Annotated in this window: 10 protein-coding genes; 6 read left to right on the top strand and 4 right to left on the bottom strand. The window is 35.5% G+C overall.

What is annotated here, in order from left to right:
• Positions 1-26 precede the first annotated feature (26 nt).
• The 3 genes from AA089_RS06665 to AA089_RS06655 all read left to right on the top strand — a co-directional run bounded on the left by AA089_RS06665 (position 27) and on the right by AA089_RS06655 (position 2,045).
• Positions 27-317: a GIY-YIG nuclease family protein gene (locus tag AA089_RS06665; RefSeq protein WP_046756153.1), complete on the top strand. Its 291-nt coding sequence runs from the start codon at positions 27-29 to the stop codon at positions 315-317.
• A 210-nt stretch (positions 318-527) separates the two neighbouring features.
• Positions 528-1,280: an enoyl-CoA hydratase/isomerase family protein gene (locus tag AA089_RS06660; protein WP_046756152.1), complete on the top strand. Its 753-nt coding sequence runs from the start codon at positions 528-530 to the stop codon at positions 1,278-1,280.
• A gap of 168 nt (positions 1,281-1,448) precedes the next feature.
• Positions 1,449-2,045 carry an acyltransferase gene (locus AA089_RS06655; protein ID WP_046756151.1) on the top strand — a complete coding sequence of 199 codons (597 nt, stop codon included), beginning with the start codon at positions 1,449-1,451 and terminating at the stop codon, positions 2,043-2,045.
• A gap of 2 nt (positions 2,046-2,047) precedes the next feature.
• Here the strand turns inward: AA089_RS06655 and AA089_RS06650 are convergent, their stop codons facing one another.
• Both AA089_RS06650 and AA089_RS06645 read right to left on the bottom strand, forming a co-directional pair.
• Positions 2,048-4,297, bottom strand: coding sequence for a TrkA-related ion transporter (locus tag AA089_RS06650; RefSeq protein ID WP_156168928.1), 2,250 nt, complete (start codon positions 4,295-4,297; stop codon positions 2,048-2,050).
• Positions 4,298-4,839: 542 nt separating this feature from the next.
• Positions 4,840-5,307: an Lrp/AsnC family transcriptional regulator gene (locus AA089_RS06645; RefSeq protein WP_046756149.1), complete on the bottom strand. Its 468-nt coding sequence runs from the start codon at positions 5,305-5,307 to the stop codon at positions 4,840-4,842.
• A 197-nt stretch (positions 5,308-5,504) separates the two neighbouring features.
• Here AA089_RS06645 and AA089_RS06640 point away from each other — a divergent pair, with 197 nt between their 5' ends.
• From AA089_RS06640 to AA089_RS06630, 3 genes are all read left to right on the top strand, one after another.
• The gene (locus tag AA089_RS06640) at positions 5,505-6,803 is read left to right on the top strand and encodes a dihydrolipoamide acetyltransferase family protein (RefSeq protein ID WP_046756243.1); all 1,299 of its coding nucleotides are present in this window, start codon (positions 5,505-5,507) and stop codon (positions 6,801-6,803) included.
• A gap of 172 nt (positions 6,804-6,975) precedes the next feature.
• Positions 6,976-8,040: a branched-chain amino acid aminotransferase gene (locus tag AA089_RS06635; protein WP_046756148.1), complete on the top strand. Its 1,065-nt coding sequence runs from the start codon at positions 6,976-6,978 to the stop codon at positions 8,038-8,040.
• Between the two features lie 451 nt (positions 8,041-8,491).
• A complete protein-coding gene (locus AA089_RS06630) occupies positions 8,492-10,564 on the top strand; it encodes an alpha-ketoacid dehydrogenase subunit alpha/beta (RefSeq protein WP_046756147.1) in 2,073 nt (690 codons plus the stop codon).
• Positions 10,565-10,757: 193 nt separating this feature from the next.
• Here AA089_RS06630 and AA089_RS06625 read toward each other — a convergent pair whose 3' ends face one another.
• Together AA089_RS06625 and AA089_RS06620 are read right to left on the bottom strand one after the other, a co-directional pair.
• Entirely contained in the window at positions 10,758-11,066 is a 309-nt protein-coding gene (locus AA089_RS06625; RefSeq protein ID WP_046756146.1) for a hypothetical protein, read from the bottom strand.
• A 301-nt stretch (positions 11,067-11,367) separates the two neighbouring features.
• Positions 11,368-12,192, bottom strand: coding sequence for a toxin-antitoxin system YwqK family antitoxin (locus tag AA089_RS06620; protein ID WP_046756145.1), 825 nt, complete (start codon positions 12,190-12,192; stop codon positions 11,368-11,370).
• Positions 12,193-12,277 lie beyond the last annotated feature (85 nt).

Here is a 12,277-nt window from a genome sequence, read left to right as displayed (position 1 = left end):
AATAATAAAAAAACATTCTCACAAAATTGGAAACATATTCAGTATACATCATCACAAACAAGCCAAAAGGTGTATTGTATATTGGAATTACAAAAGATTTAAAGAGAAGAATTAGGCAACATAAAAACAAAGTGCATCCAACTACGTTTTCGGCAAGATACAATCTGAATAGGTTAGTGTATTTTGAAAATCACAAAAATAAAGAAGAAGCACTTTTAAGAGAGAAACGAATGAAAAAATGGAATCGTGATTGGAAAGTTGAACTGATTGAAAAGGAAAATCCCAATTGGGAGGATTTAATAAATAAAGTAAACTAAAAACCAAGATTCCCAGATTTTCGATAGTATTGACATATTAGAATTGAGTAGAGAGAAAAATAATAACATCATTTCGAGTGTTTTTTATGGAGCGAAGCGGAAATAAAAAATGTATCGAGAAATACTAAGAATTTCAAAAGTAGTTCTCGATACAACGAATCACAGATTCGCCACTCGAACTGATAGCAATTTATAATTTTACATTTAACCATGAGTGATCCATACGTAAAACAAGACATACAAAACGGTGTAGCTACCATCGAATTTTTTCATCCAGCACACAACTCGTTGCCAGGAGATATATTAGCCAAACTAGCCCAAATTATTACAGATGCAGGAACAAATGACGAAATCAAAGTGATTGTTCTAAAAAGTGGACGTGATAGAACATTTTGCGCAGGTGCAAGTTTCAAAGAATTGATCAATATCAACGATGCAGAAACGGGAAGAATCTTCTTTTCAGGATTTGCCAATGTGATCAACGCCATGCGGAAATGTCCAAAATTTATCATCGGACGAGTACAGGGAAAAACCGTTGGCGGTGGTGTCGGATTGGCGTCTGCAGTAGATTATTGCATGGCTTCCAAATTTGCTTCTATCAAACTAAGTGAATTGAATGTGGGAATCGGACCGTTTGTAGTTGGACCAGCCGTAGAGCGTAAACTAGGTTTAAGCGGCATGTCGCAAATTGCCATCGATGCAAACAGTTTCTACGATGCCGAATGGGCGAGAAGCAAAGGCTTATATATGAAAGTCTACGAAACCAACGAAGAACTAGACGAAGCGGTGACGGCATTTGCTAATCATTTATGCACCTACAATCCAGAAGCGATGGCAGAAATGAAAAAAGCATTTTGGAAAGGCACAGAAGATTGGGACAATTTATTGGCAGAACGTGCTGCAATTTCAGGGCGTTTGGTGTTGAGTGAGTTTACGAAAGAAACCTTAAAACGGTTTGCTTAACTAGATATTAGAATTGAGAAGTGAGAATTAAGTTTCTTACTGCTCAATATTAATTAGTCATTCTGCACTCGATGTGAAATCCTTTTCTTTACATTATGATATCTCAATACTCAATACTAAAATCTCAATACTAATTAAAAAAGATTCCCGCTTTCACGGGAAATAAATATGATCTACGAATTCAAAGGACACATACCAGTCGTACACGAAAGCAGTTTTGTGCATCCGTTAGCGGCTGTGACAGGAAATGTAATTATTGGAAAAGATTGTTACATCGGACCCGGCGCGGCAATTCGTGGCGATTGGGGCGAAATTATCTTGGAAGATGGCGTAAATGTACAGGAAAACTGTACCGTTCATATGTTTCCAGGAAAATCGATTGTATTGAAAGAAAGCGCACATATTGGACATGGAGCGATTATTCACGGAGCCAATATTGGTAAAAATGTTTTGGTCGGAATGAATACCGTTATTATGGATGATGCCGAAATCGGAGACGAAAGTATCATCGGAGCGATGGCGTTTGTAAAAGCAAAAACGATTATTCCAAGTCGTAGTTTGGTTGTGGGAAATCCTGCAAAAATCATCAAGGAAGTCAGTGATGAAATGATTGCTTGGAAAACCAAAGGAACACAACTCTATCAACAACTCCCAAAAGATTGTCATGAAACCTTACGTGAAGTTGAACCCTTACGTGAAGTTCCAAAAAATCGTCCGACACAGGAAGCGTTTTATGATACCTTGCGTGATTTTATGGAAAAGTAGTATTATTTATAATTTTCTAAAACCTTTGCACTCGTACAGAATACAATGAGCTGATCGTCATTGTCTACAGGTCTGTTTTTCTCTATTTCATCAGTTGGATTTACAATAATTTGTTTCGTTAAATGATCTTTTTCCAACAGTTTTTGTAAACGTGCTTCATCAATAATTTCGTTTCCGTTTGTATCTTGATATACAACTCTGATTGCAATAAGTAATATTCCTTTAGTTCTCAGAATAGGAATTAACTCATCAAAAGTCTTATCAATCAAATTTTCAAAACGCTTCTCTGTTAGGTCAATTGTATAAAACTCATTATCCGAATTATAGGTAAGTACTTCGTCTAACACTTTGGAAACACCATGATTCAGCATACTTTGCATTAGGATATTTTTGCTATACTCACTGCTATTTACAATTTCATTGACATCAGAATTCTTAAGATCGTTGGTGTATTTAGTATTATTTATTTCGGCAATAATATAGATTGAATCTTCATATTTATTAGCTTCTTGCAACTCAAACTTAGTTTCAGATTGATTCAGTTGCGTACCTTGCCTTTCTAGGTTCATCTTTCTACAATATCTTGAAATTGCCAATGATCTTAATAATGTTTTTTCATCATGCACAGATGAAGAACCTTCGGATAAAATAACCACAGTATTTGCTTTATGCAGACAAGCTTTCTTTAACGTTTCTTCCTCTCTAGCATCTCCAGCAACAAAACTAATTTTTCTACTAGCTTCAAGATCTCTTAATTCTTTTGATTGCTCAATTAAATCTTCAGGTTTATCTGCGATACAAATAATTTTCTTTTCTTGATATTTATAATTTTTGCTTGCATCAATTAACTCTTTTAGAAACTCAATAGTGTTTTCTTTCCAACCAACAACTACAATGTGGTCACTGACATTATATTTCATATCGCCTTTAATTCTTTTTTTAATAAGTTTATAATTTACATATTCCCAGAATGCTAAAATCAACGGTCCAATGATTAAAATATAGGATGAAAAAGGAAGCATTATTTGCCCTAAATACGACAGAGGGAAAATATTATTATTGTTTCCAGTAAGATTGGTTATAATAATCCAGAAATGTAAATCTTGTTTGGTAAGATTCAGTATTTTACTTTTAATACTTAAATCATCATAAAAAGCTTCTTCAGACATCAATAGAACTTCTACACTCAAAAAATAAAGTCCAATTATTGTGATAATTCCTATGAAAATACTTTTATATCGAATCCAAACGATTCTGTAGTTTACCTTCGCAATCTCTTTTCTAAAAACGAACAATACAATCAACAATAATACTATGGGAATGCTGGTAAATATTAAATAGATATAATTAAAAGCATCATAATCAACATGACTCGCAAGTGAATCTGTCATCGGAATACCATACAATATTTTATGATTTTCCTGATTTTTAAAAAATGCAATACTTTCTAAAATCTTGTCCGCTTCTTTATTTTTACTCTGTGAAATACTACGTATGAGTTTTTCAGAAATCCCAACCGTATATTCTTCATTAATACTTTCAATGCTAGTATTGAGTCCTATCAAAAATGTCCAGCTTCCAAAGGTGTAAAGTACTTTGTCTTTAGTTGAAGGAGAAGGAAAAACATTTGTAACTTTACTTGTAATCAACGTCACTTCAGGTTTTGAAAATCCAGCTTTTTGTATAGATTTTTCTACTTCTAATAAAGCGATTGGTAGCGAAAAAGAAACAATCAAATCTATTTCATCATTTTTTATCGCTTCTGTAAGTTGGTTGTAATTCCCTTCTACAACTTCAAACTTGCTCGAACTCACATTGGTAAGTCTGCAAATTTTTTCAAAAATCTTATACGAATAATTACTTTTTCCTGTAACGCCAATTCTTGTTACTTTTTTAGAAAACTCATTAAAAGAGGTACTATTTGAAATATCTTGATTCGTATATAAAAGTAAATTCTCCTGAAAAAGTGGCAGGATAAGTTCAATGTTTTTAATGCTATTAGTTTCGTCGTATAGACTTTCTAGAAAAACATCTCGTTGTGAAATTGCAAAATCACAAAAGCGCTCATCTAATAGTTTTACATTTTCCAATGATCCGCTACTGACAATATTTTTAAAATCGTAATCTGTATACAAACTATCTAAGATATCTCTTAAAAAGGCGCCAGTTTTGTTATAATTTCCGTCTTCAATACCTGACGAAATCAGAAATTGTTTTGAAGCCGTATTGTTTTGTGAAAAACAATTTGCCACAGCTAGAAAAAGCAGTGCAAAAAGAAGTCTTGTAGAAGTTTTTAAATTTGAGATGATAAACAATATGAAACGTTTGTTCCAAAAATATTTTAAAATTCACATATTGTTTTACGGTTTCCCGCAATCCTAAAAATTATTCGCTTCCACTACCAAAATTATTTTATTAGTCACAAACATAATTTTGAATTCAGAATTATAAAAACATCAAGAAATTCCAACGAAACAACTCCACAAAAAAACAACTAAACAATTAAGGAAGTGTATAAGTTTAATAGTCTAAGTTTCACTTTGAATGATGGTAACAAAATTTACCAAGACCCAAGACCCAAAACCCAAAGCCATAGAACATCATTCGTGAATTCGTGACAAAAAACATACTAAATTATAGATGCTAAATGTAAAAGTATTTTCGAATAACAAATAATGAATAATGAATAATGAAGTTAAAATGTTGAATGCTACATGTTGAATTTTAAATTAGAAAAGAATACTTTTAACCAGCAACCGTCACATCGAGCGCAGTCGAGTTGCAAGCAACCAATTTACAAACCTTCCAAATTCAACTCATGTGTTTGTTTTCCTTTCGACAAGGCAATATAACTCTGCACACTTCCCAAATATGGAAGTAAGGTCAATTTCGTAATAATAAACTTTTCATAGGCTTCTACATCTTCCACCACAAGTTTTAGCAAATAATCAAAATTTCCTGTCACTCGATGACATTCCACAACTTCTGGAAAATCATTAATCTGTTTCACAAACTTTTCCAAATAACTGCGCGTATGACCTTGAAGCGTAATTCCAATAAAAACGGTTTGCTTCAAGCCTAACTTTTTAGCGTTTAATAATGCTACATAATTGTCAATATAACCTTCCTTTTCAAGCTTCTTAATCCGTTCAAAAACAGGCGTGGTCGACATCTGCAATTCCTCAGCTAAACTTTTGGTTGTACGATTGCTATTCTGTTGCAACAACTTTAAAATCTTCAAATCAATATGATCTAACTTCATAACTATTTGGATAAAAATTATAAAAAAACCGTGTCAGGCATTCTGTAAAAGAAAAAAATATAATAAAAAAATAAAAATAAAGAAAAAAACACTATTAATAAAAACCTATTGTAGTGTATTTATTTTTAATAGTGAGAAAAACAGTATTTTTGTTCGGTTTTGTGTTAAAGCTAGACAAAAAGAAAAAAAATACGCTCATGCCTATCATACCATTGAAAATGCCCAAAATGGGAGAAAGTATTTCAGAAGCCACTATTATTAGTTGGATGAAGAATGTTGGAGATACCATTGAAATTGAAGAAACCATTTTAGAAGTCGCTACCGATAAAGTAGATTCAGAAGTGCCTTCGCCATGTACAGGTGTAATTACTGAAATTCGCTTTCAACCAAATGATGTAGTTCCTATTGGAGAAATCATTGCATTGATTGATGCTTCTGAAATATCGAATATTGAACAAGAAACAGTGAATGATGAAGTGAAAAAAGTAGTTTCAAACGAACCAACAGAAAAAACTTCAACGGCAAATATTCAGCAATCAGAGTACGTTCGAAACCCAGATGCATTCCTATCTCCGTTAATTGTAAGTATTGCAAAAAAGGAAAACATGACCATTGAGGAAGTGCAAAGCATTCCAGGTACAGGAGCCGACGGACGCATTCGTAAAAGCGATGTGTTCAATTACTTGAAAAACAGACAATATCCATTGGCAAGTCGCCCACTAGCACAGCCAAAAGTTGCCAAAAGCAGTTACAATCCACCGCCGATCAAATACGTAGAAGGATATGACACTATAGTCGAAATGGATCGCATGCGTAAAATGATTGCCGATCACATGGTGTATTCCAAACACACATCGCCGCATGTAACCGCGTACATTGAAATTGACGTGACAAATATGGTGAATTGGCGAAACGCAAACAAAATTCCATTTCAAGAAAAATATGGAGAGCGACTTACCTTTACACCATTATTTGTAGAAGCTGTGGCAAAAGCAGTCATTGATTTTCCAGGCATCAACGCTTCGGTTTCAGAAGATGGAAAGAAAATCATAGAGCGAAAAGATATCAACATCGGAATGGCAACCGCATTACCAAGTGGAAATCTTATTGTTCCTGTGGTAAAAAATGCAGACGAAAAAAACTTGAAAGGATTGGCAGCAGAAGTCAACCATTTGGCAAATGCGTCTCGCGAAAACAAACTCAAACCTGAGGAAATTCAAGGAAGCACTTTCACCATATCCAATGTAGGAACTTTTGGAAGTTTGATGGGAACGCCGATTATAAACCAACCAGAAGTGGCCATTCTTGCGTTGGGAATCATCAAAAAACGTCCCGAAGTCATCACAACGGAAAAAGGAGATGAAATCGCGATTCGTAGTATGATGTATCTCTCATTATCGTTTGATCACAGAGTTGTCGACGGTTATCTCGGCGGATCATTCCTAAGAAAAGTTGGAGATTATCTGGAAGAATTTGATCCAAACCGTAAAATATAGAAATTGGACTCGAACTCGAACTTGAACTTGAAACTGAGCACAAAACAAATCAACGAATAAACATATACTAAATGTTGAATTTTAAATATAAAAGGTTTCTTTAAAACCTAAAACCTAAAACCTAAAACCCAAAACCCAAGACAAGACCCAAGACCCAAAAAACATACAACAAATGACACATACGCAAACTATAGAAATCACAAAAGCAGCCACATCAAACGTTTCTAAACTCGATTTTGATAATATTCCGTTAGGACGAACTTTTACAGATCATATGTTTATTTGTTCGTATGAAGATGGAAAATGGCAAACACCAAAAATTCAGCCACTTGGAATGATTCCAACACATCCCGCAGCAATGGCGTTACACTATGGACAAGCCATTTTTGAAGGCATGAAAGCAACGGTAAATGGAGCAGGAGAACCATTACTATTTCGTCCAGAAGAAAACGCAAAACGCTTAAACTTTAGTGCGCGTCGTATGGGAATGCCAGAATTTCCAGAAGATTTATTCGTAGAAGGACTCAAAAAAATAGTAAACATGGAACGCGGTTGGATTCCACCACAAGAGGGAAGCGCCTTATACTTGCGACCATTTATGTACGCAACCGAACCGTTTATCGGAATGCGCGCCGCAACAAGCTATCACTTCATCATCATTGCATCGCCAGCAGGACCATTCTTTACAAAACGCATCAAACTATACGCAGAAACAACATACATTCGTGCCGCTGAAGGTGGAACAGGAGAAGCTAAAGCCGCAGGAAACTACGCAGCAGCCATTCGTCCAACAGAAATTGCAAAATCAAAAGGATTCGACCAAGTATTATGGTTAGATGCACACGAATTTGAATACATTCAAGAAGTAGGAACGATGAATATCTTCTTTAAAATCAATGGAAAATTCATCACGCCAAGTTTAGACGGCGCCATTTTGGACGGAATCACGCGCAAAAGTGTCATTACCATCTTGGAAGACAATGGTTACGAAGTAGAACAACGTGCCATAAAGCTTTCGGAAATCAAAGAAGCTGCGGCAAACGGAACGCTCGAAGAGGCTTTTGGAACTGGAACGGCAGTTGGAATTGCCATGATTCAAGCTATCGGACACAAAGACGAAGAAATTCACGTGTCAGATGAAAGTCCTGTAGGACAACTCGTTATGGACACGATCAACGGACTCCGCGCAGGAAAATTAGAAGACAAACACTACTGGATGGTTTCGGTTGTAGATTAACATGAGTTGGGCGTTACCCAAGGGTCGCGCTTTACTCGTGTGCTTTATGATTTTCGATTAAGGAACTCGTGAATTACATTTCGGCAGTCGCTTTTTACAAACTGTCATTCCTGCGTAGGCAGGAATCCACTTTGTAAAAGAGCTCCAACAAAGCCTCAATCGCTAACGTGGAAAAAGAGATATGAGATGCTAGAATTGAGTATTGAGGCAAATTAAAACAAAAATCGTCATGCCGAGCTAGACTCGGTATCACATAAACTTGAGTATAACAAAGCGTCACTTCGACTGTGCTGAACTTGATTTAGTATCAATTAAGAAGTAACAAGTATAAAAAGAAATGAGATACAAGTATTAAGAACTGAGAAAAAGTGGATTCCGCATCAAGTGCGGAATGACAAAAAAATATAACCACTTAATTCTCACTACTAACATCTCACTACTAAAGAATAATATGAACAAAGAAACACTACAAAAAGGATTCTCATTGCTCTGCACTGCCAAAGCAATGGCAACATTATACGAAGACAACTTTAAACAAGTTTCCAAATATGTACATGCTACTTCACGTGGACATGAAGCGATTCAATGTGCCGTAGGAATGCAATTGTTGCCACAAGATTATGCGTTTCCATATTACCGTGATGATGCGATGTTGCTTTCTATCGGAATGCGTCCGTATGATTTAATGTTGCAACTCTTAGCAAAAAAAGACGATCCTTTTTCTGGTGGACGTACCTACTATTCGCATCCAAGTTTACGAGTAGCAGACAAGCCAAAAATTCCACATCAATCCTCAGCAACAGGAATGCAAACCATTCCCGCAACTGGTGTCGCTATGGGAATGAAATACAAAGAAATGCAAGGCATTGTAGACCAAGCAGCTAAAGATTCTCCATTTGAGGAAACGCGTGATTTAAATCCAATCACGGTATGTTCTTTAGGAGATGCTTCCGTAACAGAAGGAGAAATTGCAGAAGCGTTTCAAATGGCAGCTTTAAAACAATTGCCAATATTATACTTAGTACAAGATAACGGTTGGGACATTTCGGCAAATGCCGCAGAAACCAGAGCGCAAAATGCCGCAGAATATGCAGAAGGTTTCATCGGATTAGAAGCGGTTTCTATTGATGGCGCTAACTTCATTGAAAGTTATGAAACGCTTGAAAAAGTAATCAAAACCATTCGTGAAGAACGTCGTCCAATCTTAGTACATGCAAAAGTGCCATTACTAAATCATCATACATCTGGCGTGCGAATGGAATGGTATCGTGACGATTTGGAGGAAGCACGTTCGCGTGATCCATATCCAGTAATTAAGCAACAATTACTCGACAATGGTTTTTCTGCGGAAGCGGTAAAGAAAATAGAAAACGACGCAATTGCCCAAGTAAAAGCAGATTTTGAAGAAGCCTTACTAGCAGAAGATCCAACACCAGCAGACTTATTTACACATGATTTTGCACCAACGCCAGTCACTTCAGAAGTAGGCGAGCGAAGTCCGGAACGTGAAGAAAAAGTCGTCATGGTCGATTGTGCATTATTTGCCGTAGAAGAACTCATGCGTGAACACAAAGAATGTTTATTATACGGACAAGATGTTGGTGGACGTTTAGGCGGTGTTTTCCGTGAAGCGGCAACCTTAGCGCAAAAATTTGGAGACGATCGAGTTTTCAATACGCCAATTCAGGAAGCCTTTATTGTAGGTTCAACAGTAGGAATGAGCGCAGTAGGATTGAAGCCAATTGTAGAAGTTCAGTTTGCAGATTATATTTGGCCAGGACTCAATCAGTTATTTACGGAAGTAAGTCGTTCGTGTTACTTATCCAACGGAAAATGGCCAGTTTCTATGATTCTTCGTGTACCAATTGGTGCATACGGAAGTGGTGGCCCATATCATTCATCTTCAGTAGAATCTGTATTAACAAATATTAGAGGAATCAAAATCGCGTATCCAAGTAACGGAGCTGATTTAAAAGGTTTGATGAAAGCTGCTTATCACGATCCAAATCCGGTTGTGATTTTAGAACACAAAGGATTGTATTGGTCAAAAGTGCCAGGAACAAAAGGCGCAACTTCAATTGAGCCATCGGAAGATTATATGTTGCCATTTGGAAAAGCAAACGTATTACAAGAAATTTGGAAGCAAGAGGAAAAAGAAACCATGACGGTCATTACCTACGGAATGGGAACACATTGGGCAATGAATGCTTCAGAAGGACAACGCGAACACATTGAAATCATAGATTTACGAACACTTTTTCCATTAGATGAAGACACCATTATTGCGTCTGTAAAAAAGACAGGAAAATGTTTAGTCGTTACGGAAGAGCCTGTAAACAATTCGTTTGCAAGAGCTTTGTGTGGAATGATTCAGGAAAAATGTTTCAAATACTTAGATGCGCCCGTTATGATTATCGGTTCGGAAAACATGCCCGCCATTCCATTAAATAGTACCTTGGAGCAAACGATGATTCCATCTACGGAAAAAGTAAAAGCGAAAATTAAGGAGTTAATGGAATATTAATTATTTAAATGTAATGAGGTATCAATGTCACAATGAATTAAGGTGTTGAATTTGAAATTTCTAAAAATCTTATGAAACTTCATCATGAAAAAAAGTAGTAAGTTTTCACTTAAAATGATATTCACAACAATTGAGAAAGGCTGTCTTTAAAATAATAAGACAGCCTTTTTTGATAAATATTTTAAAAGATATATTACAATCTGTTAAAAGTTTCATTAACACATAAAAAAGCTCCTGGGCTTGAACCGCAATCTTCAGTTATGTTACAAACTGGTCCACAAGTAAATCCTTGTGTATGGCATGGTAGATTAGATTGAGGATCTGGATCTGGTTGTGGAGCAGAAGTACAAGTATCCTGCGGACAAGTCTGAGTACATTCGATATCAGAGTTACAGCCTGGTCCAACTCCTGAACCTCCCATAATTAGATCTCTTTGAATCAAGGAAGCAACATTTGACTTTTTAAAGGAAAGCTTTCCAAGTTTTAAATTCTTTTTTTTCATGAGTACTTATTTTAGTTTTCATGAATATACTAAAAATCGTTCCCTATCAAAAAAGGGAATTCTGTAATTACATTACGGTTTGGGTGTTTTTTGAGCTAACTTTTAAAAGTTTAAGAAATTAGACAGTAAATGTAAAGAAAAAGATGGTATATGAATTAGGATAATTTTTGCTAGTATGCTCAAATGACAAAACTCAGTTAGATGGAAAGTCAATAGAGAAAAGTTGTTTTTGATATGAGTTTATTTAAAAAACCAATTGTAAGATATATAAGTTTTTTGTGGATTTCATTTAAGATGATCATTACTCAACAATCGTTTTAATGAGTTTATCATTTTTATATATATATTGAGCTGTAATATTTCCTGCTTGATCATAAATTGTGTATTCTCCGTGAAAAAGGCCGTGTTTATAGTAGTATTTTTCTTTGAGTTTTCCATTCTCATAATACTCTTTCCATGGACCTTCTGCTAAGCCTTTATCTCTGTAAGTACCTTCGATTTCTATTGCGCCAGATTTGTAATAGGAAGTGCTTTTCCCAAACTTCAAACCATCTTTATAATAGTCTAAAAACTTTATGTTTCCATTTGGATGATAGTATACATTTTCGCCATCTCTAATCTTGCCATGAACATATTCTGTGCTGTAATGCAACGCGCCGCCACTATGAAATTCTTTACAGATTCCGTGTTTTTTACCATTTACATACATATCCAATCCAAGTACTTCGCCATCAGCATGAAAACGGTAATACTTGCCTTCTAAAATTCCTGCTTTATAATGTGCAATACTCGAAATTAAGTCATTTTCATTAAACGTAAACCAAATACCTTCTTTCTTGCCATTGGTTAAGAGTCCAAAACTATTTTCGTTCTTTTCAATATCATATCGTTTTTCTATGGAAACTTTTGAAAGTCGTTGCTTCTTTCCATTGACGTAGTATCTCTTTTTATGCTTTCCATTGCGTTTAAATGAAAGCCAGAGTCCTTCTTTTTCGGCGTTTGCCAATGTGCCTGCTTCTCGCACACGATTTTTATTATCAAGTTTAACGAAGAAGTCACTTTGCGCGATCGAAAGATTGGTAAGCACGAAGAAAATAGCGAATGTAAAAAGTACTTTTTGAAGCATGTGAGCAATAAATTTTATAAAAGTAAAGATATGAAAATGTCATAAAAACAAGTTCTAATAAAAGTATAAAACTTACTGCTTCTAT

The organism is Kordia jejudonensis (assembly GCF_001005315.1).
Classification (GTDB): Bacteria; Bacteroidota; Bacteroidia; order Flavobacteriales; family Flavobacteriaceae; genus Kordia; species Kordia jejudonensis.
Note: the sequence above shows the minus strand (reverse complement) of the source record. Positions and strands in the feature narration are given on the sequence as shown.